This is a genomic window from Streptosporangium sp. NPDC049248 (genome assembly GCF_040678965.1).
GTDB lineage: Bacteria > Actinomycetota > Actinomycetes > Streptosporangiales > Streptosporangiaceae > Streptosporangium > Streptosporangium fukuiense.
The window spans coordinates 22,637-42,856 of the sequence record NZ_JBFAQY010000023.1; the positions used below are offsets into that span (position 1 = coordinate 22,637).

Annotated in this window: 18 protein-coding genes and 1 pseudogene; 8 read left to right on the plus strand and 11 right to left on the minus strand. The window is 64.8% G+C overall.

What is annotated here, in order from left to right; genetic code table 11:
- Positions 1 to 5: 5 nt before the first annotated feature.
- Together AB0K21_RS32015 and AB0K21_RS32020 are read right to left on the minus strand one after the other, a co-directional pair.
- Entirely contained in the window at positions 6 to 602 is a 597-nt protein-coding gene (locus AB0K21_RS32015) for a hypothetical protein (RefSeq protein WP_343979278.1), read from the minus strand.
- A complete protein-coding gene (locus tag AB0K21_RS32020; RefSeq protein WP_343979275.1) occupies positions 599 to 2,551 on the minus strand; it encodes a hypothetical protein in 1,953 nt (650 codons plus the stop codon). Before AB0K21_RS32020 ends, AB0K21_RS32015 begins: the two co-directional genes overlap by 4 nt.
- 830 nt (positions 2,552 to 3,381) lie before the next feature.
- Here AB0K21_RS32020 and AB0K21_RS32025 point away from each other — a divergent pair.
- Both AB0K21_RS32025 and AB0K21_RS32030 read left to right on the plus strand, forming a co-directional pair.
- Positions 3,382 to 6,486, plus strand: a complete 3,105-nt coding sequence (locus tag AB0K21_RS32025; protein ID WP_364155418.1) for a BPTD_3080 family restriction endonuclease — start codon at positions 3,382 to 3,384, stop codon at positions 6,484 to 6,486.
- A gap of 2 nt (positions 6,487 to 6,488) precedes the next feature.
- Complete coding sequence (locus tag AB0K21_RS32030) at positions 6,489 to 9,170, plus strand: site-specific DNA-methyltransferase (RefSeq protein WP_343983859.1); 2,682 nt, start codon at positions 6,489 to 6,491, stop codon at positions 9,168 to 9,170.
- A gap of 94 nt (positions 9,171 to 9,264) precedes the next feature.
- Here AB0K21_RS32030 and AB0K21_RS32035 read toward each other — a convergent pair whose 3' ends face one another.
- The 3 genes from AB0K21_RS32035 to AB0K21_RS32045 all read right to left on the minus strand — a co-directional run bounded on the left by AB0K21_RS32035 (position 9,265) and on the right by AB0K21_RS32045 (position 10,717).
- Positions 9,265 to 9,468: a DUF397 domain-containing protein gene (locus tag AB0K21_RS32035; RefSeq protein WP_343983857.1), complete on the minus strand. Its 204-nt coding sequence runs from the start codon at positions 9,466 to 9,468 to the stop codon at positions 9,265 to 9,267.
- Positions 9,455 to 10,300: a helix-turn-helix transcriptional regulator gene (locus AB0K21_RS32040; protein WP_343983853.1), complete on the minus strand. Its 846-nt coding sequence runs from the start codon at positions 10,298 to 10,300 to the stop codon at positions 9,455 to 9,457. Before AB0K21_RS32040 ends, AB0K21_RS32035 begins: the two co-directional genes overlap by 14 nt.
- Before the next feature lie 159 nt (positions 10,301 to 10,459).
- Positions 10,460 to 10,717: a GntR family transcriptional regulator gene (locus tag AB0K21_RS32045; protein WP_343983850.1), complete on the minus strand. Its 258-nt coding sequence runs from the start codon at positions 10,715 to 10,717 to the stop codon at positions 10,460 to 10,462.
- A gap of 181 nt (positions 10,718 to 10,898) precedes the next feature.
- Here AB0K21_RS32045 and AB0K21_RS32050 point away from each other — a divergent pair, with 181 nt between their 5' ends.
- Together AB0K21_RS32050 and AB0K21_RS32055 are read left to right on the plus strand one after the other, a co-directional pair.
- Positions 10,899 to 12,008 carry a hypothetical protein gene (locus AB0K21_RS32050; protein ID WP_343983847.1) on the plus strand — a complete coding sequence of 370 codons (1,110 nt, stop codon included), beginning with the start codon at positions 10,899 to 10,901 and terminating at the stop codon, positions 12,006 to 12,008.
- A complete protein-coding gene (locus AB0K21_RS32055; RefSeq protein ID WP_343983844.1) occupies positions 12,005 to 12,325 on the plus strand; it encodes a hypothetical protein in 321 nt (106 codons plus the stop codon). The genes AB0K21_RS32050 and AB0K21_RS32055 overlap by 4 nt, the downstream gene beginning before the upstream one ends.
- A 92-nt stretch (positions 12,326 to 12,417) precedes the next feature.
- Here the strand turns inward: AB0K21_RS32055 and AB0K21_RS32060 are convergent, their stop codons facing one another.
- Entirely contained in the window at positions 12,418 to 13,311 is an 894-nt protein-coding gene (locus tag AB0K21_RS32060) for a hypothetical protein (protein WP_343983841.1), read from the minus strand.
- A 14-nt stretch (positions 13,312 to 13,325) separates the two neighbouring features.
- Positions 13,326 to 14,468: a helix-turn-helix domain-containing protein gene (locus tag AB0K21_RS32065; RefSeq protein ID WP_343983838.1), complete on the minus strand. Its 1,143-nt coding sequence runs from the start codon at positions 14,466 to 14,468 to the stop codon at positions 13,326 to 13,328.
- A 207-nt stretch (positions 14,469 to 14,675) separates the two neighbouring features.
- On the opposite strand from AB0K21_RS32065, the gene AB0K21_RS32070 reads away from it, so the two are divergent.
- Positions 14,676 to 14,909, plus strand: a complete 234-nt coding sequence (locus AB0K21_RS32070; RefSeq protein WP_343966762.1) for a hypothetical protein — start codon at positions 14,676 to 14,678, stop codon at positions 14,907 to 14,909.
- A 599-nt stretch (positions 14,910 to 15,508) separates the two neighbouring features.
- Here AB0K21_RS32070 and AB0K21_RS32075 read toward each other — a convergent pair.
- From AB0K21_RS32075 to AB0K21_RS32085, 3 genes and pseudogenes are all read right to left on the minus strand, one after another.
- The gene (locus AB0K21_RS32075; RefSeq protein WP_343966761.1) at positions 15,509 to 17,215 is read right to left on the minus strand and encodes an ATP-binding protein; all 1,707 of its coding nucleotides are present in this window, start codon (positions 17,213 to 17,215) and stop codon (positions 15,509 to 15,511) included.
- Positions 17,216 to 17,400: 185 nt separating this feature from the next.
- Positions 17,401 to 17,681 (minus strand): annotated as a pseudogene (locus AB0K21_RS32080) (response regulator); the annotation flags it as partial.
- A gap of 53 nt (positions 17,682 to 17,734) precedes the next feature.
- Entirely contained in the window at positions 17,735 to 17,866 is a 132-nt protein-coding gene (locus AB0K21_RS32085) for a hypothetical protein (protein ID WP_343966760.1), read from the minus strand.
- Positions 17,867 to 18,149: 283 nt separating this feature from the next.
- On the opposite strand from AB0K21_RS32085, the gene AB0K21_RS32090 reads away from it, so the two are divergent.
- Positions 18,150 to 18,383 carry a hypothetical protein gene (locus AB0K21_RS32090; RefSeq protein ID WP_343966757.1) on the plus strand — a complete coding sequence of 78 codons (234 nt, stop codon included), beginning with the start codon at positions 18,150 to 18,152 and terminating at the stop codon, positions 18,381 to 18,383.
- On the opposite strand, the gene AB0K21_RS32095 is transcribed toward AB0K21_RS32090, so the two are convergent.
- Complete coding sequence (locus tag AB0K21_RS32095) at positions 18,344 to 18,778, minus strand: hypothetical protein (RefSeq protein ID WP_343966755.1); 435 nt, start codon at positions 18,776 to 18,778, stop codon at positions 18,344 to 18,346. The genes AB0K21_RS32090 and AB0K21_RS32095 overlap by 40 nt on opposite strands.
- 147 nt (positions 18,779 to 18,925) lie before the next feature.
- Here AB0K21_RS32095 and AB0K21_RS32100 point away from each other — a divergent pair, with 147 nt between their 5' ends.
- On the plus strand, positions 18,926 to 19,561 hold the full coding sequence (locus tag AB0K21_RS32100; RefSeq protein WP_343966753.1) for a helix-turn-helix domain-containing protein: 636 nt from the start codon (positions 18,926 to 18,928) through the stop codon (positions 19,559 to 19,561).
- 64 nt (positions 19,562 to 19,625) lie between these two features.
- Positions 19,626 to 20,204: a DUF1707 domain-containing protein gene (locus AB0K21_RS32105; RefSeq protein ID WP_343966751.1), complete on the plus strand. Its 579-nt coding sequence runs from the start codon at positions 19,626 to 19,628 to the stop codon at positions 20,202 to 20,204.
- Positions 20,205 to 20,220 lie beyond the last annotated feature (16 nt).

Consider the following 20,220-nt stretch of genomic DNA (forward strand, 5'->3'; position numbering starts at 1 on the left):
TCCGATCAGTCCTTCTTCGGGGTGGGGGAGGTCTCCGTCTTCGCGGAGGGCGCACTGGCGTCGGTGAGCAGCTTCGGCGCGATCAGCTTCATGAGCGCCAGCACATCGGCGGCGTTGTCCCGTCCTGCGGCGCCGATCTCCATCTGGATGCTTATTTCCGCTTTGCCGCGCACAAGCAGCGCGTATGCGTCGTTGGTTTCGCTGTCCGAGGGTTTGAAGTAAGAGCCGATAACCCCGGGAAGTATCTCCGGCAACCGCAAGGCGCCATCTTCGATCTGCTCCTCAACCGCCCCTGGGTACCCTCCCGGTGTGAGGCTGATCTGCAGCACCTTCAGCCGCTCACCCTCTCGCTGGTAGACCGCGCAGCCTCCGGCGCCAAGGCCCTCGGAAATCGTGAAGTCGAAGTAGCCGCGGACCAGCGGATTGTGCACCCCGGTCATCAACTCCACCGCCTTCAATGGAATGTGATCGCAGATGTACGGAGGTGCGGCCACTGTTGGTAACGGACTACGATCGACCGGCACCTCATCGCTCTGGCAAGCCAAGGAGATGGCCAGAGCACAGGCCAACACCGTCATGACGACTAACGCTTTTCTCATCATGATCCGTACTTGGCGAAGCCTTCGGAGAAACCCAGATCCAGGAGGCTCTCAGTCTCCCGCCAAGGTTTTCCTGACAGCCCGTTGTAGAGCCAGCGGTCGTAGGCCTCGACTCGCCGATACTGGTCAGTGGTGTTGGTGGCTGTTTTGTCAATCATCTCGTCCATGATCATAAGGGTCCGGCCATCGTCTTTGAGGAAGTTGTTGGGGTTGTCGCGAGGGTCGTCCCCCTTCTCCAGGCCCTCCAGGGTGGCCCAGGGATGGTTCCGGCCGGCGGGTTCGGCGGAGCCGAAAAGACCGTTTCTGAGCATGGCCTGAGCGGCGAGATCGTGCACAAGCCCTCGGGTCTTGTCGACAGCGGCATTGGCGTCAACACGGGCATTGTCTTCCGCCTTGCCCTTGGCTATTTCTTCCGCAAGTCCGCTCCATGCTCCGACAACACCGGCGGTGATCGACCAGGTTCCCGACTGCGGGATAGCGAGACCGGTATTGACTGCTGCCAGGAGCATCTTCATGTTTCGCTGCTGTGCCTCGTCCAGATCCTTGCCTTCCTCGATCTTCGCCAGGCCAGCCGCATCGGTGATCATTCCGAAGCCTGCTCCGGCCCGCCTCGCACTGTTCAGGAGGGTTTCACCGCCATGCCCGGCGGCCATCTCGGCGGCACCGTGATTAAGGAGCCAGCCAGTGAATACCGCCTGAGCAGCCAGAACGGGGGCAAATGCTTCAGATTCCGCGAACGCCTCCTTCATTACCTGACGAAGCTCCCCCGTATTGAACTGGGCACCCCAGGAGTCAGGTCCGGGTGTGGCGGGATTGTCGGCGCTTCGTACTCCGAACGACACGGGATCGCGGCCTCGCTGAGCGGCGTGGTTGATGTCGCTGATGTAGCCCGCCAAAACGCGTCCCATCGAGGTGGGGCTCACCAAGGAGTCGGGGAGCTTGCCGTCCTTGATTCGTACGGCTTGCAGGTGGACGATCTCCGAGGCGAGTTTGGCCGACAGGAAGCCGCGTGACGGGTTCTGCGGTGAGCCGTCGTGGTCGCGGAAGGTGAGCGTCGCGGCCTCCAGCACCTTGCCCAGAGCCACGCCGTCGTCGCCCAGGCGCCGTTCGGTCAAGAAGCGTTTCAGCATGGTCGGGTCGCCCGCGAAGAAGTCCTGAGCGGCCACCGGATCGCGGCTGAGCCCTTCCAGCAGGGCCACCATGACCCGCGGATCCAACAGCACTCTTCCGCGATCGGCGGACTCGATCTTCCTGGCGGTGGCGAGGAGGAAAGCGGTGCTGAAGGTGCCGTGCTTGAGGGCCGCCGCCATGGCGTAACCCTTCTCCCAGCCGATGTAGCCGGTCGTCCGGCCGACTTCGAGGTCGGACAGGAGTTCCTTGTGCCAGGCGTCGCCCAGCCGGGGGCTCGCCGTGCCGAGGGTTTTTCCGAGGGCGGCCTGCAGGCGCTCGTACTTCTTGTCGTCCTTGCGTTTCGCGTTCTCGATCATCAGCTCGCGGAACCTCGCCGTGCCCAGCGTGTTCATCAGCGCGGCGGCGAACGCCGCGTCCCCCGTCCGCTTCTCCAGTCCTTTCAGGAGTCTCTCGTCGATCTTGCCGTCTTCGACGGTCCTACCGAGGCCGAGGGTTGCCGCGTAGACGTCCGGGTCGTGGCCGGCCTTGCCGTACAGCGTCTCGTCGAAGGCGGTGATCCCGCCGGGGGTCTTGGCGGCGGCGCCCCACTCGGTGAGCTCGGTGCGGATCGTCTCGTTGCGGCGTCGCAGGTCGGGGCGGCTGGTCCCGATCCAGCTCCGCATCTCGCGGAGCGCGCTCAGCCCCGAGGTGTCCAGGTCGAGCCGCTGCAGGGCGCGGTGGATCTGCGGTTCGTTCCGGCCGAGTGCGTCCTCCGCCTGGCCGAGCCCTCGCTCGAAGTCGTCCATCCGCTCGGGATCGATCCCCGAGTACTCGCCGTTCACACTTCGGGCCGGAGTCGCGGGAGAGTTCTGCGGAGCGGGGGAGGGTACGGCGGGGACCGGCTGAGCGGTGCCGGTCGGCGGGGAGGAGGGCCGCGGGTCAGGGGCGGACTGGGGGGACGGCGAGGGCGTGGGGTACGGATGGCTCATGAGGACGCTGGCTCCGGCTCGGTCCGTGAAGGTGACGGCTCCAGCGAACATATTAATTTCAATCCGTCTGCCTCGTAAAGATCTCCATTAAAGTGGGCATAGTTGATAAATATGCTGGCTGCGACCTGATATTTGGCTAAACGGCCGGGTTTGATAAACGAAATCAAAGCGTCGATCGAGCTGGAGCCGGGAGACGGCCCTGCTCCTTCCGCACGGAGGCCAAGGCGTCGATCCGCGCTTCAGTGAGGCCGAGATGAACGCCCCCGCCGATCACTGCTCCCGATGCCATCCCCCGGATACCCCGGCCATCGCAGTCCCTGCCACCAGCCGGCCGTGTCGCCATCCGTAGACCATCCCGCCGACCGGGAAGCCGTCGTTGCTCGACTGCAAACCCAGACACCGCGTACCTGGATGCTCGGCAGAGTCCCTATATGGCTATAAACGCTATATGTGGTGCTTCAGGAGCATGGGTGCCCTAAACGGATAGACCGTAACTGTTGCTCCGGGCTGCCTTAATGTGTTTTGTCCGAAAAATCATGATTGATGCCTTCGGTATGCCACAATGCCATTTCCGGAGGGAAAGGTCACAGTAGCGGGAACAAGGTCGTCGTTTTATTACACTTTCCAGCCCAGGCGGATACCCTGCTTTTTCCTCAGTAGGGCGAATGCGGTGGAGGCTGCGAGTGGCGGACCGTGTCATCGACAATCCGATCATCAACTCGCCCTACCGGGCTCCGACCAGGCACTTCACGTTCGACAACGACGGGATCACCGGTGAGATCGCCGAGGGGCGTCGTCCCAGCGCCTACTTCATCCCGGTGCCGAAGGCCAGAAAGCGGGCCGTCCAGGCCGAACTTGACCTGTCCGAGTTGGGACTGACCGCCGATCAGATCGAGCCCAACCACTTCGTCAATTCCGTACGGGCGAAGGTGGACCGCTGGCGAACGCTGGGCTATCCGCACGTCACCCCGACCACTCGCCATCTCCTGGAGTTTTGGAGCGATCCCGGACGGGACAACCCCATCCTGTTCTGCCAGCGAGAAGCGGTCGAGACCGCGATTTACCTGGCCGAAGCCGTACACAAGGACGGCGATTCCTCGATTCCGAACCGGCTCGGTGAGATCAACAAGGAGTACAACGGCGGTCTCAGCCGGGTGGCGCTCAAGATGGCGACCGGTTCGGGAAAGACGATCGTGATGGCGATGCTCATCACCTGGCAGACCCTGAACAAGGTCGCCAGTCCCAACGACCGGCGGTACGCCAAGCGGTTCCTGGTCGTGGCCCCCGGCATCACCATCCGCGACCGGCTCCGGGTCCTGCTGCCCGAGGACGACGGCAACTACTACCGGCTCCGCGATCTGGTCCCGGCCGAGTCCTACGGCGCGCTCCGCCAGGCGAAGATCGCGATCACCAACTTCCATGCCTTCCAGCATCGGGAGACCAAGATCGGCCGTGGGGTGTCCAAGACCTCCAAGGAGGTGCTGACCGGGAAGAAGGGCGGGCCGAGCCCGTTCCTGGAGACCGTCGGCCAGATGGTCAACCGGGTCGTCGGCGACCTGGGTGGCACCTCGGAGATCGTTGTGCTCAACGACGAGGCCCACCACTGCTACCGCGACCGGATCGCCGACCCGCTGGACGGTGCCGATGCGACCCTGAAGGGGGACGACAGGAAGGAGGCCGAGGACCGCAACGACGAGGCGCGCGTCTGGTTTCGTGGTCTTCAGGCGGTCAAGGCCAAGCTCGGGGTCAAGACCGTCTACGACCTGTCGGCCACCCCGTTCTTCCTGTCGGGCTCCGGCTACCGCGAGGGCACGCTCTTCCCCTGGGTGGTCAGCGACTTCTCCCTGATCGACGCCATCGAGTCGGGCATCGTCAAGATCCCCCGGGTGCCGGTGAACGACAACGCCACGACGAGCGACGTCACCTACCTGAACCTCTGGCGGAACATCCGCGACGGCCTGCCGAAGAAGGGACGGGCCAAGGACGGCGAGGTCTCGGCCGACCACCTGCCCCCGGCGTTGGAAGGCGCGTTGCACAGCCTGTACGACTCCTACCAGAAGTCGTACCAGGACTGGCAGGGCTCCCCGGCGGCCCAGCACGGCGACCCGCCGCCGGTCTTCATCGTGGTCTGCAACAACACCACGGTCTCCAAGATGGTCTTCGACTGGATCAGCGGCTGGGATCGCAGGGTCGACGAGGAGACCACGGTCGCGGTCCCGGGTCGGCTGAGGCTGTTCTCCAATGTCGACGAGCACGGCCGTCGGCTGCACCGGACCCCGACCATCCTGGTCGACTCCAAGCAGTTCGAGTCCGGCGAGCTGACCCCGGAGTTCCGCAGGACTCTCGGTCCCGAGATCGAGGAGTTCAAGCAGGAGTACATCCGCCGCTTCCCCGGCCGCAGTGCCGACAAGGTGGACGACGCGATGATCCTGCGCGAGGTGATGAACACCGTCGGCAAGCGGGACACCCTCGGCGAGCACGTCCGCTGCGTGGTCAGCGTCTCCATGCTCACCGAGGGCTGGGACGCCAACACCGTCACCCACATCCTCGGCGTCCGCGCCTTCGGCACCCAGCTGCTCTGCGAGCAGGTGGTCGGACGCGGCCTGCGCCGCCGCTCCTACGCGGTGGACGAGAACGGCTTCTTCACCCCCGAGTACGCGGACGTGTATGGGGTCCCGTTCCAGTTCATCCCCACGGTCGGCAAGGGGCCCGACCCGATAATCAAGCCCAACCGCCGGGTACGCGCGGCGGGCGACCGGGTCCATGCCGAGATCACCTTTCCTCGGCTGGCCGGTTACCGGATCGAGCTGCCGGACGAGGAACTGATCCCTGCCTTCGGCCCGGACAGCCGGATGACGCTCGACACCGGCATCATCCCCACGCTCACCGAGGTCTCCGGCATCGTCGGCACCGGCCAGACCGACCTGCTGGTGGAGCTGCGCAGCAAGCGGGAGCAGGAGATCGCCTTCCAGCTCGCCAAACAGGTCAGCGAGATGTACCTCGCAGACCCGGAGGACCGCAAGCCGTGGCTTTTCCCGCAGACGCTCGCCATCACCAAACGCTGGCTCACCGAGTGCGTGGCTCTCGCGGGTGACGCGTTCCTGGGGATGCTCACCCTCTCGGAACTGGCCGACCAGGCGGCCCGCCGGATCAAGGACTCGATCGTCACCGCGCGGGGCACCAGGCGCCCCAAATCTCTGCCGATCTTCCGCCCCTTCGATCACATCGGCTCCACGGCGGAGGTGAACTTCTTCACCACCAAGGCGGTCTACCCGACCGCTGAGGAGAAGAGCCACGTCAACTTCGTGGTGCTCGACGGGCCGGGTGGCAACACCTGGGAGGAGAAGGTCTCCCGGACCCTGGAGGCGATGCCCCAGACGGCCGCCTACGTCAAGAACGACCATCTCGGCTTCACCATCCCGTACACGATCGGCGGCCGGACCCGGCATTACTACCCGGACTTCCTGGTGCGGCTGGCGCCTCTGGAATCGGCCGGTGACCTTGTCCACACGCTGATCGTGGAGGTGTCCGGCAGCCACAAGCCTGGCGAGCAGGCGCGGGAGAAGGCCCGCACCGCGCGGAACCAGTGGGTGCCGGCGGTCAACAACCACGGCGGTTTCGGCCGGTGGAGCTACTGCGAGTTGAAGAACCCCACCACGTTCCGCTCCGAACTGGAGGCCGCGATGCAGGCCCTGTACGGCGGGACGGGGACGAGCGTCCAGCTCGGCCCGGAGTGGGACGCCGAAGAAGAAGAGCCCTGGTTGATCAGCAAGGGAGAGGGGGCGTAAGGATGCCGCCGAAGAAGTCCGGGGCCACCCCGATCGGGTCGCTTAAGCACGAGGACAAGCGGGTCAACATCCCGACGGCCGACTCCCACGACCTGCTGGACGAGGAGGCGGCCGAGCCGTCGCGGCTGCTCTACCCGCGCAATGCCGACCTCGATCCGCAACTCGTCTGGAAGGGCAAGGACGAGCAGGACTCCCAGGAGCTGATCGTCGACGCGCCACCGATCTACATCCAGGAGAAGATCGACCCGCGCGTCCTCATCGAGAACCTCCGCCGTACGGCAGAGCGGGCCGAGGAGGAGCCGGAGCTCACGCTCTTCGACACCTTCGACGGGCTCGATGGGATGGACCTGATCGAGTTCTACAAGCACGAGGCCAACTGGTCGAACCGGATGATCCTCGGCGACTCACTCCAGGTCATGGGGTCCCTCGCGGAGAAGGAGAGTCTTCGGGGCAAGGTCCAGATGGTCTACCTCGACCCGCCATACGGGATCAAGTTCGGCTCCAACTTCCAGGCTTCCACCGGCAAGAGGGACGTCAAGGACGGCAAGCTCCAGGACCTCACCCGTGAGGTCGAACAGATCAAAGCGTTCCGCGACACCTGGAAGTACGGGATCAGTTCGTATCTCGCTTACCTTCGGGATCGCCTGGTCGCAGCCCGTGATCTCTTGGCCGAATCTGGCAGCATCTTCGTTCAGATCGGCGATGCCAACCTCCACCTTGTTCGCTCACTGCTTGACGAGATCTTCGACTCGGAGAACTTCTGTGCGCAGATCTCGTTCCGGACGACTACCGGAGCAACGGGAAATCTCTTGCCCGGCACTGTGGATTACATCCTTTGGTACGCCAAGGACGTTGAGCAGGTTAAATATCGCCAACTCTTCCGCCTCAAAGAATTAGGTGGCCAAGGGGCAAGTGCATATTCCATGGTAGAGGAAAGTAATGGCCTGCGTCGCCGTATGACCAAGGAGGAGCGACTTGAACCCTCGTTAGTGCCGGATGGATCTCGCATATTTCGGCTTGATAATCTTACGAGCCAAAGCGCTGGCAGAGAAAAAGGTGAGGGGGCAGCCTCTTGGTTTCCGGTAGAGCTTGAAGGGCGGACCTTTCGTCCAACAATGCAGTCGCGCTGGAAGACAAACGAGTCTGGTATGGCTCGACTGTCAGCAGCTGGTCGCCTTGGTATCGCTGGAAACACTTTATCCTATGTTCGATTTATAGATGATTTTCCTGCGTTTCCAATCAATAATTTTTGGGACGATACGAGCGTTGCAGGTTTCGGTGACCCGAAGATGTACGTTGTCCAGACTAACACGAAAGTCATTGAGCGCTGCATGCTCATGACAACCGATCCCGGCGATCTGATTCTTGACCCTACCTGCGGGTCTGGCACCAGTGCTTACGTCGCCGAAGAGTGGGGGCGGCGCTGGATTACGATCGACACCTCGCGCGTGTCACTTGCCCTCGCTCGGCAACGAATCATGGGTGCGAAATATCCCTTCTATCTGCTTGCTGATTCCAAGGAAGGGCAGCGTCAAGAGTCGAAGATCACGGGGCAGTCTCCTGTTGAAATCGCCACGTACAGAGGCGATGTGCGTAAGGGATTCGTCTATCAGCGAGTTCCTCACATTATGCTCAGCTCGATCGCGAAGAATCCTGACATCAAGGAAGGGATGACACGTAAGCAGATCGAGGAGGCAATCGCTCGACACGCAGAGCAAGAGTTGCTCTACGACAAGCCATATGTGGACAATGACAAAGTTCGAGTAGCCGGACCTTTTACAGTAGAGAGTTTAGCGCCACACAAGACGGTTCCGGCTGCCGCGCAGACCGGTACTGAGCAGGCCGCTAATGAAGAAGACTCTTCCAGCTTCGAGCGGTCGATCCTCGACAACCTGGCCAAGGCCGGAGTGCAGAACGGCCGGAAGAAGGAGCGGTTAGAGTTCGAGTCGCTCGCGCCGTACGCAGGGCAACTGATCCATGCTGAAGGGATCCGCAAGAACGGTGAGGAGGGCACCCCGAAGCGGATCGGGGTGAGCATCGGTCCGCAGTACGGCACCGTGGATCCGAACTGGATCCGCCGGGCCGCCCGTGAGGCGATCACCGGGATGGGCTTCGACCTGCTGATCATCTGTGCGTTCGCGTTCGACCCGCAGGCCGTGAAGACCACCGAGGAGTTCAAGCCGGACGCCGAAGACTTCGCCTCCGTGCAGGAGGAGCGCAAGCTCGGCCGGCTCCCGATCCTGCTGGTCCGGATGAACTCCGATCTGGTGATGGCCGACGTACTGAAGAAGACCGGCAGCGGCAACCTGTTCATGGTCTTCGGCGAGCCGGACATTGACATCCAGCAGACGGCCGAGGGCACCGTAGTGGAGATCCGGGGCATCGACGTCTACGACCCGACCCAGGGCACGATCCGCTCGAACGGTACGAACGAGATCGCCCTCTGGATGATCGACACCGACTACGACGGTGAGTCCTTTTTCGTCCGGCACTGCTACTTCACTGGTGGCCATGACCCGTACAAGCGGCTCCGGCAGGCCCTCAAAGCCGACATCAACGAGGACGCCTGGGCGACCCTCTACAACACCCGCTCACAACCGTTCCGAGCTCCGACCACCGGGAAGATCGCCGTCAAGGTAATCAACCACTACGGCGACGAGGTCCTCCAGGTCTACGACGTGTAGGGAAACTGACCCCGTGGAACACAGGCCCGCGAGAGTGCGTGGTGCCACACGGCCGGATGGCTCTCAAAGCGGCTCCGGCCGTCCGGCTTTGTTGTCAGATCAGTTTTCCACTGCGGATGCCCGTCAGGAAGTTGTCCCAGGCCGTAGGGGAGAAGGTCAGTGTGGGGCCAGATGGGTTCTTGCTGTCGCGGATGGCGACGAGGCCGGGCAGGTTCGTGGCTACTTCCACGCAGTTGTTGCCGCCGCCGCTGAGGGTGGACTTGCGGAACTCGGCGCCGGACAGGTCAGGGGAGATCATGGCTGCTCCTCACCGCGGCGATGAGTGCCGCGGATTTCTCGGGGGACAGGCAGGCACTGCGGAGACGCTCGAATGTCAGGGTAAGCCGCAGAACCTGATCGGCCGCTTCAATGTAGACGTCTCCGCTGGGGCATTCGGTGTAGCCCACGTCTGGATCCTCCTCGTCGAAGCTCAGTACAGAGAAGGCGCCTTCTACGCCGCCGTGTGCGCCGGCCGCCAGGGGGAGGACCTGGAGCGTGATGTTGGACCAGCCCGAGATCTGGAGGAGGTCGTTGAGCTGACGGGCCATGAGACCGGGCGACCCCACCGGGCGGCGCAACGCGGTCTCGTCGACGAGGGCGTGCAACGTTGGCGCATCCGATCCGAGCAGGCTGACCTTCCGGGTCATCCGAGCACTGACGTGCCGGTCCAGCTGGGTCTTGGTCAGCTCTGGTCTTGTCGCACGGATGATCTCGCGGGCGTACTCCTCGCTCTGGAGCAGGCCCGGAATCAGGATCGGCTCCCAGGCGCGGACGGCCGTCGCCTCGGTTTCGAGTGCGATGTAGCAGCCGGTGAACACGTCAGAGTAGGCAGACCACCAGCCGCGTACGGCGGCGTCCTTGCAGAGCTGGACGAGCTCGGCCTTGGTTGAGAAGTCCACGCCGTACAGGTCACAGGCATCGGCGACAGCCGAGGGGGTCACCGCGATTCGTGCGTTCTCGATCCGGTTGAGCTTTGGCCGACTCCACCCGAGCTGGTGGGCCGCCGTCTCCGGTGTGAGCTTGGCTTGCTCTCGGAGCCGTCGCAGTTCACGACCCAGGCGGCGATGCCGGACCGTGGGGCTCTTCGTCATGCCGCTCAGTGTGCTAGGGATTTGGCAAAAAATCTATACGCACAGCAGTTGCTTTGATGCACAGTGTGACTGCATGATACTCCCACGGCCCGAAACGGAGAGTAAGGCTTTGATGACAAAATCGAACAAAAGGCTGCTCGCGCCTACGTCTCGGAGATCTCAATCCTTGGCCGACTCCCAATCGCCAGGAGATCGCGCGAACGTTCCCAGGCCCCGGACGGCGTAGACCACACCCTCCTCACGAAGGCGCACCAGCACCTTGCGAGCCGTCGGCCGGGATACGCCGAACTCCTGGACGATCAGGTGTTCACTGGCGACGGGTTCGTCAACCGCGTAGGTGCCGTTGCGAATACGGTCCTTGATCACATTGGCGATCTGCACCCATTTTGGCTGGTTTGCACGCCAGGCTATCGTCACAAGATCACCGTAGACATCTCTTGTCGCCCCGGGATACCTGCCATGAACAGTTCTAGACAACTAATGACAACAGATGTTCACACTTCATAGTTGTTAAGGGTAGTGAAGTAAGATCAAAAATGAGCCCGTCCATCGCTGCAACGACTGAACGGGCTCCTGACCAGGAAGGCACTCCTGATCCGTGAGTAACCCTAGTGCTCCCGTTCTCGACCAGGCCACGGTAAGCAACTGCGGCTGTTTCGCCGAGGTGCCGCCGATGCCGATGGGCTGTGCCGTTTGCGGGCATGCCCCGTACGCGCACGGCTGTCCCGATCGACCCGCCGATCATGATTACGCCCAGCCGTCCGCCGCGTTGATGGACACCCGCCTGCGGGTCCGCCGGACCGGGGACCGCTCGCTGCCCTGCTTCGAGCCGCTCTGCTTCGAGCCGCCCGCCCTGGCGGCCCCGGCCGAGATGATCCCGCTGGTGCCCGCCCAACAGTCCGCTCAACAGTCTGCCCGGCGGCCCGCCCGGCAGGTCCCGGTGGAGACGACCGCACCGGTGGCCGAACAGCGGCCCGATGAGCGGGTACCGGCCGAGGGGGTCGCGCCGGTGGCCGGTCAGCGCCCTGCCGGTCAGCGCTCCGCCGGGCGGGCCTCGGGTGAGACGGCCCCGCCGATGATCGTCCCGCGCCGTTCCGAGCAGGCCCCGGCCGCCGTACTGGTGTCACCACTCCGCCGGGTGAGCTGCCGTCTCCGGCCCTCGTCCAGGGGAACCCGTACCGGACCGCCCCGGCCCGGCGCAGGGCGCCGCCGCGTTCCGGGCACCGGCCAAAGGACCTGCGTACCACCCCGGGCGATGCCCGCCCTGCCTCCGCACCGGCCGTCCGGCTGGTACGGCACACCCCTCCGCGTCTTTCCCCAACCCATGAAGCGGGCCCGTCCTCCGCGACCAACGAACAGACGGGCCCTTGATCGGATCGAGGTCCAATCAATGAACGATGGTAGGTCCACCACCCCGGAACCCACCACCATTCCCGGCTGGCGGCTCATCCTCAGCGACGCCGGACGGCTCTGGGCCAGCCGGGAGAAGCCTTTCTCCCCGGCCGCCACCCACGCCGGAGCCGAACGCACGGTCGACGGCGACAGCCTGGAGGCGTTGCGCGCCGAGACCGATCGCCAGGAGACCTTCGCCCGCGAGGCAGAGGAGCAGGCAGCGAAGGAACAGGCGGCACGGACAGAGGAGGCACAGCAGGCTCCCGCTCCGGAGGCGCAGGGGCCGAAGACGCGGGCCGGGCAGGTGATCTCATGATCCGCCGCTGCCTGGCCCGTGCCCGGGGCCGTCACCGCGACGGTCAAGCCGCCGCCGCTCCGGTCCCGCAGTACACCTGGGACCATGAGGCCCGTGCCGAGGCGGCGATGCTGGAGATCACCTGGCCGGGCTGGGCCGTGCTCTACGGCACCGGCAGCCGTCTCTTCCACGCCATCGCCACCTGGCCCACCTCCGAACCACTGATCATCTGTGACCGTACGATCGAGGGACTGAAGACCCAGATGCGCGAGGCGGAGACGGCCGCGCTGCACCGCTGGGCGCTGACCTCCACCTCGGCCACCATCGGCCACTTCTGACGAACGGGCACGGCGGCCCCCCTTCCCCGGGCCGGGGCCGTCGTGCCGTCACCGGCGTATCGTTCGAGAGCGAAACGTGGTGTGTGAGCGCGTCATAGCTCTGGCACGTTGGCTTCGACGAATGCGGGAGCCAGCAGTCGGATGCGCTCTTCCTCCAGATCGCCGGCGAGCGCGCGCACAGCCATCTGTACGCCGGTGGCGCGTGCAGAGCCGAACTGCTCCCACAGGAGTTTGCAGCCTTTGGCTACGACGTCGCGGATCTGCTCCTCCTGGGACAACCGTTTGAACGTCGAACGCAGGCTGTCGCCAGTAGCCATCATCAGTCGCACGACATCGCCGGCGTCCTTGTCGGCCAGGCGGTGAGGTGGGGCGGCGCGGTCGTTGATTCTGTCGCGAAGCTTGAAAGCTTTGGCGATCAGCAGCGAGGTCGGACCGGCTACCTCAATCGGGAGTTCTCGTGAGTCGTTCTCCGGTTCGAGGCTTGGCACCTGCAACGAGGAGTGATCAAACAGAGTGGCCTCAAGCCCGAGGACATGCCGGGTGGCGTTCTTGTCGTGGGGTGGTAGGTGCGCGCTGCGCCTACCACGGTTGGGGGCGAGCGTTTCCGGCACGAGAAGGTCCACCTCAACGGGATGGCTCTGGCCATTGATCATTTCCGTGCGAGTCCAGAGCCCTGGGCTGTTGGGGATGGTCAGTTCGAATCCCGCACCGCGCATGGCTTCGTTGAGCAAAGGCTCGTCGCGGATGAGCTTGGGGTTGAGGCTCAAATCAGCGTCGCTGGTGTAAGGGGAACTAGCCAGCACGACACCGGTTGTTCGCAAGTGCACTGCCTGGGCGCCGACCAAGACGATGGCATCGGAGTGCTCGTAGAGTGCCTGTAAGGCGTCCAGGAGGACCCGCCGGGCCACGACGGTGAGTTCATTAAGGTCAACACCGTCGGGGATGCGCGCCATAAGGTTCCTCCGGATCGTCGAAACCCAGCTCATGCCTGTAGCTGAGGTCAAGGCGGGGGAAACTCTATGCCGTCAAGGTCATCCAGACGCCAGTTTTTCTCATGGTCACGCATGTAGTTCAGCACCGCCTCTCCAGCGGCGGGCAGTCGGCCAGGTCCCGACAGGGAGTCCAGCACCAGTTGGCTCAACGCCACGTGGGGCAGGCCGTCGACCTGGCGAACTCCGAAGAATGGGCTCGTATCGGGAGGTTGAAGCAGCAGGACGTCGGCACCCTGGTTTACCGGGAAGAGACCTTGTCCTTCTAGCAGACGAGCGGTGGCCTCCTCGGTGGCATAGAGCATCCCCTGGCCGCCGATGGCCAGGGGAGCCACCTTCGTAGCCGCGAGCGGCCCGGTAAGGGCAATCGAGGTGTGGAGTTCCTGGTGTTCGAGCAGCTTGCCGATGAAGGAGTCCAAACCGTTGGGAGCGAGGAACCCGAGGAAGCGCCCTGGTCTCAGCAGAGACGTCTCCGACGCGCGCAGGCGTAGGAGAGCCTCCCAATCAACCTTCACGACGACCTTGTTTCGACGCCTGATGATCGCCTCCTCTTCCAACGTGTCCAGCAGACGCGAGACATAGGCACCGCTCAGGCCGGTCGTCTCCGCCAGTTCCGTCGCCCGGTAGGTAGGGCGGACATCGGCCAGGACACGGACCAGGCGCCCGGCGCGTGCGCCGCTCAATCCGCGTTGAGCACCGGCCGTACGCGGTCGTGGATCCCGTGCGGCGCCCTGGGTTTCAAGCACTATGGCTGGTTGATTCATCCGGAAAGAGACATTGCCGGTTAGGTCGATGTAGCCGCAGTCCCAGCGAGACAGCAGGGCGCGCGTCTGTGGGCTGATCCATGGAGCGATGACCAGCACAGCGGTGTCCTGGCTGAGGCGGCGCATCAACGAAACCCGGGGCAGCAGCTCTCGCTCCAGGAGAGCCGGAGTCCAACTCGGCTTGGTTTCCACCAGGACACGCCTGGTGAGGCTCCGGTCGGGGCTCGTGATGGTGATCAATGCGTCATGTCCGAGGTCCTCCGCCCGGCAGGCGTCGGCTTCCAGCACCACTTCCCATTGCTGCCCCAGCATCTTGCGCAACCGGTCGATCCCTAGCTCCAGAAGTTGCTCTGGAGTGCTGGGAAATCCATTTTCAGGGGTGCGCGTCATAACTCTATGGTGACATGGCAAGTTTCGGGAATCCATGCTGAGTTGCCAGAAACAGCGAGTTGCCAAAACTTGGCAACTCGCTGTTTCTGGCAACTTTGTCCGATCTGGGCAGCCTGGGCAGTCGCAAGATCGTCGGGTGCGATGGTCAGCGGGCGATCCACGTGGAGATGAGGGTCAGGTACGGCGCGCGGCCCAGACGGTGCGTTCATGACCGCCGTCGAACGCCCCACGACCGTTGCCGGACTCGATGCGGGAGCGGTGGAGTATCGCCTGGAGCGGAGAGGCGAGGCCGTCGTGGTGGTCGCGCACGGCGGGCACATGCGTGCCGGGCTCGCGCACGGGGAGGAGGTTTTCGCCGAGTGCGGCTACAGCGTGCTCGTGCCGTCCAGGCCCGGTTACAGCCGGACGCCGCTGTCGGCAGGGCCCCCTTCGCCGATGTGATCCGTGACCTCTGCGGACACCTGGACATTGAGCAGGTGGCCGCGGTGGTCGGGGTGTCGGCCGGTGGGCGGACCGCGGTGGAGATGGTTGCCCGGCGCTCTGACCTGGTCGAACGGCTCATCCTGCAGAGCTCGCTGGGTTTCGCCGTACCCGGCTGGTCGGGAACATCGCCTTCGCCCCGGGCACCGAGAAGGCGACCTGGGGTGCCATGCGCACGCTGCTGCGCCTCGCCCCCGACCTCGGACAACGGTACCGTGTCGTTCGAGCACGCCGAATCCCTGGTGGACGACTGCCCGGTGCCGAACTCGTCGAGAGCCGGGCAGGTAGCACTTCATCTGCTTCGCCGACGACTACCCTGCCGTCGCCGACCGGATCCGCGACTTCGTGACCTCGGAACCGCCACGTCACGGCTGAGCCGGTCAACGCCGCCACGGCGGTCTCGCCGGGTCTGTCATTGAGACCAACTGAGAAGTGGTATCTGAGCGACGGTTCTCAGTTGACCCTCAGTGGAGAGCCATGGTCCTGTCTGTAAGGACCGCTCGGATTCCGCGTGGTCCTTGGCCAGCTGAGACGACCTCGGGAAGGGCACTGAAACAGAGTCACCTGGGGAACTTCGGGCCGGGGCCATAGCGGACTCCGGTTCCGCCCTGGGCGTCTCCGATCTTTTTGAGGAGTTCTCGTTCGCGCAGGCCGGCCAGAATGTCCCGCGCGGCGAACACATGGATGTCGAACAGCCGCTGCAGCGTCCGGTTGGTGACGAAGCCGTACTCCCGGATGTGGTCGATGATCTTCTGATTCGTCTCGTCGAGCCCCCGGCGATGGTAGGTGATCGCCCGGCCCATCATGGCCACGGCCTCTGACCGCAGGCGATAGGCCGGAAACGCCTTGGCCGCGGTCCGACGGGTGGGCTCCACCAGGTGATATTCCTCTGCCATCATGTGGAGCACCCCCTGAGCTTCGATGGGGGAGCGTTGGATCATGACGGCGAGCTGGAGTGCGTCGACGGTCACGCTGTGCCGAAGGTGGGACAGGGCCAGCAGCACGTTGACATCCCGCGCGGCCTTCGAGGGGAGACCGCCGATGAGGCGCGCGAAGGAGTCGTTGCCGATTCCGCCGGTCAGAGTTGCCCGGACCAGGGTGCCGCTGTCCTCGAACAGGGGAGGTTCCTTGCCCACCCTCAGCATCTCGCGATAGGCCCGGTCGATCCCCTGCCCGGTCCGCTCGGCGAGTTGCAGGCTGGATACCGTCTCGGTGAGCAGGCGATTGCGGGGCGTCGACGGGTGGGTGAGGATGTTCTGCGCGGTCACCCCACTTACCAGCCCGCCCGGACTGATGATCGCCAGCCGTTCCGGAGAGTGCTCGATATCCACGGTCCCGCCGGTCTCGTACGACCTGTGGATGAAGGCGTTGACGATCAGTTCTCGTACGGCCTGGTCGGGATAGTCGGTGAGCTGGAGTTGAACTCCGCCGTTCAGGTTCAGCGGATGTATCTCGCGCCGGGCGTCGATGGCGTCCACCAGGGACTGAATCGCAGGGAGCAGCGGCCGGCCGGAACGCATCCGGCCGGTGGCCTCCGACCCCAGGGTCGGCCGGAACTGGTAGGAGTAGCCGTAACTCGGCACGATCTGTTGGAGCACGTGTTCCTCGGCGAGGACGAGCACCGCCGCGTTGGTGACACCTCCATCGGGGGTGACCAACCGCAGGGCCTCCAGCAGGGCGCGGTCGCTGAGGGCGGCGAGGTGATCCCTGCCGCTGGACGTCAGCAACTGACGGAGCCTGCCGATCTCCACCGCACTGAGGTCGGTCAGGTCAGCGCTGGAGATGTCCGCGGACCAGTCCACCTGACCACGAGCGATCATGACCTCGCGCTGCTGATCGGGCGGGAACGGCAGGCATTCCTTACCCAGGCGACGGGTGGCGAGACCCGCCGCGTTGCTGTGCGGAAGTACCCCCGGAGGAACGGTCACCAGGATCAACCGGGCGTTGTCCACAATTTTTTCATGAACGAAAGGCGTGATGTGGGGCCTTGTCCGGTCGAATACGCCTTTGCGGATCTGGTCAATGGTGTAGGTCGACGGCACACCACGCAGGGCGTCGGCGCGCTCGCGGGCCTTGTCATCGACCCCCAGCACCACGGTGCCACCTTGGGCGTTGACGAAGCAGACCAGGGCATCGGCCAGCAGCCCCAGTGTCGCCTTGGGTGATTCCGCCACGAGCTTGAAATCGAGAGTGTCCGTTTCCAGGTCGTCGGCGGTGACGCCGTGGCCGAGCGCCTGCAGGGCTGCTTCCGCCTCATCGTGCTTCACACCATTGAGGCTAACTGAGAAGTGGTATCCAGAACACGCTTCTCAGTTGAATCTCAACGGTGGCGGTGCTGTGGTTCTTCGGCGCGCGCTCGCCCTGCCCCCATCGTGCGGCGCGGAACGCGTGGCCATGGGCCCTGCCGGTGATTTCGGGGGCTCGCCGGGTTGGTCGGCCCCGGGTGACCTGACAGCGCCCGCCGCAGGTTGCCCGGCTGCCCACGCCGGTGAGGATCAGGGTCCGGCACTGGGGCAGCCGTTCGTGCAGCTCGGCCGCCGCGCTGAGCCCGTCCATCCCGTGCGGCTCGATGTCGATCACGGCCACGTCGGGACGGGTGCGCAGCGCGGTGGCCACGATCACGTCACCGGCCGCGACCTCGGCGACGATCTCGATGTCGTCCTCCAGCGACAGCAGGGCGGCCAGTGCCTGGCGCAACATGGTCATGTCCTCGGCCAGCAGAACGCGGATCACTTGGTCCCCATACGGTGATGAATCTGTCTTTGTCAGGATTAAGGACGTCGAAGCTACTGGACGGGCACCTCCAGTTCCCCGAATTCGGCGATCTTGACGTTCATCGCGGCGGCGTCCTCCGGCGTTTCCACACAGGCCGTCACCGTGAGCAATACCAAGATCGGTAGTGCAATCCTGTACGTCATCCAGCAGATGATGCCGTGCTCATGCCCGCTCGCGGCATACGTCGTTTAGGTTCCTGTGCTCGGCATTTATAGCTCTTTCGCGCCGACATGAACCGGGGGCCTTCCTGCCACTCGGTGCTTCCGAGGGCGTCGCGGGGACGTTGGTCCTTGCGGCGAGTGACGTTCGGCCGGTGCCGGATCCCTCCTGCCGGTGTGTGATGGAGGTGAAGACATGGAGACTCTCCGACGTCACCGTCGCACTGTTCCGCATCGAGCCCGCGCCGCTCTCAACCAAGGAGCAATCATGGCACGTTCGCACAAGCGCTGGCGTGACCTCTCCGACCGGCAACGGGCGGCGATTTTGACGCTGGTCTCCATAGAGTTGTCGCTCACCGCCACGGCGGCCGCAGACCTGTGGTGCAGGCCGGCCGGGCAGATCCGGGGACGTAAGGCGCTGTGGTGGCCGTTGCTGTTCGTCCAGCCCTTCGGTCCGATCGCCTACCTCACACGGGGCCGCATCCCCTCACCCCGCCAGTAGGACTTGCTGGTTCGTTCCGCCGGCAGGCCGGAGCCGTCCACGAGGGTGATGCGCTGATCGGCTGAGCCGGTGTAGGGGCCGTAGAGGATGAACGCCGTCGGCGAACGCTTGCCGACGAACTCCTTGCCGATGGACAGCGCCTTGCCGGAAGGGACGCTCACCAGCCGGCGCACGCCGTCGCCGAAGGCCGGGCGGTGCCGGCGCTGGGCCGGGGCGGAGGAGCAGGGACCGAGCCGGACCGCGAGCATGCCGCCGCCGTTGAAACGGTTGTCCTTGACGGACAGCTGCCCGCCGGCGCGGCCGGCGAAGTCGGTCCTGTCCTGACCGGCCTGCGGCAGCCACTGCTGCGACCTGTCCTTCTTCGCGCACGGGCCGGTCACGACGGTGTCCGCCATGGTCAGGCAGCGGCCGTTCGCCGCGTTGCGGATCGTGAGGTACCCGTCGTCGTCGACGCTGCGCTGCTACGTCTGCGCGGAGCCGTACAGGGTGACGATGGTGTGCAGGTGGCGGCCTGTTGTCCAATGGACAATAGGCTGCCGGGCATGACATCCAGAAGGCGTAGGCGCAGTCCCGAGGAATCGCGGGCGGAGCTGCTGGCGGCGGCAGCCCGGCTGATCAGAGAACGAGGCCCGGACAATGTCAGTTTGCGACAGATCGCCGCGGCCGCCGGTGTCGCCCACGGGCTCGTGACGCACTACTTCGGCACCTACGCCGCCCTGGTCCGCGAGGTACTGATGGCCGAGAACGATCGGATCGAGGAACGGGTACGCGAGCGGATCAGCGCCGAGCGGGGCGTACCCACCGCAGCGGGGATCACGAGAGTGCTGTTCGACACCCTGGCCGACGAGCGCTACCTGCGCCTGTTCGTCTGGGCCGAGATGCATGCCGACTATCGGGGGGCCGCGCGGCCGGAGCTGGTGGAGCTGATGGACGCGATCGAGGCGGGGATCCGCGCCGCACTGGCCGGGCGGCGCGTTCCGAGCCGGTCTCGTATCGAGGCGGTGGCGCTGATCGGGCTGTCGGCGGCGTACGGGTTCGCCATCGGCGGGCGGTCGTGGCTGGCGGGCATGGCACACGATCCCGACGATCCCGCGCATGAAGCGGAGTTCCGTGTCCAGCTGGCCGCGATGATGGGGGCTCACATGGTGGAGGAATCCGGGTTGGAGTCTCCTGAATGAGTTATTGTCCACTTGGATAATAGGATGTCGTCAGTCACGCTGATCGACGGAACAGGACTGAGGCATGGCCGAGCATCCCCGTGCGGACCACCAGGTGCGCGCCTCCGGCGAGGACCGTGAGCATGCGGCCGAACGACTGCGGACGGCCGCCGCCATGGGGTGGATCGAGCTGGCCGAGCTGGACCAGCGGCTCACCGAGATCTATGAGGCGAAGACCAGGGGCGAGCTGGAGCGCGCGGGCCGCGATCTCCCCGAGCCCGGCCGTACGGACACGCTGGTGGTGGAGGACGCGCCCAGCTCCCGCTTCGCGGTGAGCGTGTTCGGCTGGTTCACCCGCCAGGGTCAGTGGGTCGCCCCGCGCGAGTTCACGTCGTTGTCGATGTTCGGCGGCGGCGAGATCGATCTGCGCGACGCCCGCTTCACCGACCACGAGATCCGGATCCGGGTCTTCGCCCTATGGGGTTACACGGAGGTCGTCGTTCCCGACGACGTCGAAGTCGAGGTCAAGGGCTTCGGCCTGTTCGGCGGGTTCGACAGAAGCGCCGCGCGCAGGAAGCGTGGCGCGCCGCGGATCGTCATCAGCGGCCTCGCCCTGTTCGGCGGCGTCGGCACGAGGGCCAAGCCGGCGCGGAAGACGCCCTGACCAGAACCCGGGCACA

Bases quoted from the DNA above. Each gene is read 5' to 3' on its own strand.
- AB0K21_RS32030 (WP_343983859.1), top strand. From the start codon at position 6,489: ATGCCGCCGAAGAAGTCCGGGGCCACCCCGATCGGGTCGCTTAAGCAC.
- AB0K21_RS32085 (WP_343966760.1), bottom strand. From the start codon at position 17,866: ATGACGTACAGGATTGCACTACCGATCTTGGTATTGCTCACGGTGACG.
- AB0K21_RS32040 (WP_343983853.1), bottom strand. From the start codon at position 10,300: ATGACGAAGAGCCCCACGGTCCGGCATCGCCGCCTGGGTCGTGAACTG.
- AB0K21_RS32070 (WP_343966762.1), top strand. From the start codon at position 14,676: ATGACCGCCGTCGAACGCCCCACGACCGTTGCCGGACTCGATGCGGGA.
- AB0K21_RS32100 (WP_343966753.1), top strand. From the start codon at position 18,926: ATGACATCCAGAAGGCGTAGGCGCAGTCCCGAGGAATCGCGGGCGGAG.
- AB0K21_RS32065 (WP_343983838.1), bottom strand. From the start codon at position 14,468: ATGACGCGCACCCCTGAAAATGGATTTCCCAGCACTCCAGAGCAACTT.
- AB0K21_RS32095 (WP_343966755.1), bottom strand. From the start codon at position 18,778: ATGGCGGACACCGTCGTGACCGGCCCGTGCGCGAAGAAGGACAGGTCG.
- AB0K21_RS32090 (WP_343966757.1), top strand. From the start codon at position 18,150: ATGGCACGTTCGCACAAGCGCTGGCGTGACCTCTCCGACCGGCAACGG.
- AB0K21_RS32035 (WP_343983857.1), bottom strand. From the start codon at position 9,468: ATGATCTCCCCTGACCTGTCCGGCGCCGAGTTCCGCAAGTCCACCCTC.
- AB0K21_RS32060 (WP_343983841.1), bottom strand. From the start codon at position 13,311: ATGAGCTGGGTTTCGACGATCCGGAGGAACCTTATGGCGCGCATCCCC.
- AB0K21_RS32105 (WP_343966751.1), top strand. From the start codon at position 19,626: ATGGCCGAGCATCCCCGTGCGGACCACCAGGTGCGCGCCTCCGGCGAG.
- AB0K21_RS32015 (WP_343979278.1), bottom strand. From the start codon at position 602: ATGATGAGAAAAGCGTTAGTCGTCATGACGGTGTTGGCCTGTGCTCTG.
- AB0K21_RS32055 (WP_343983844.1), top strand. From the start codon at position 12,005: ATGATCCGCCGCTGCCTGGCCCGTGCCCGGGGCCGTCACCGCGACGGT.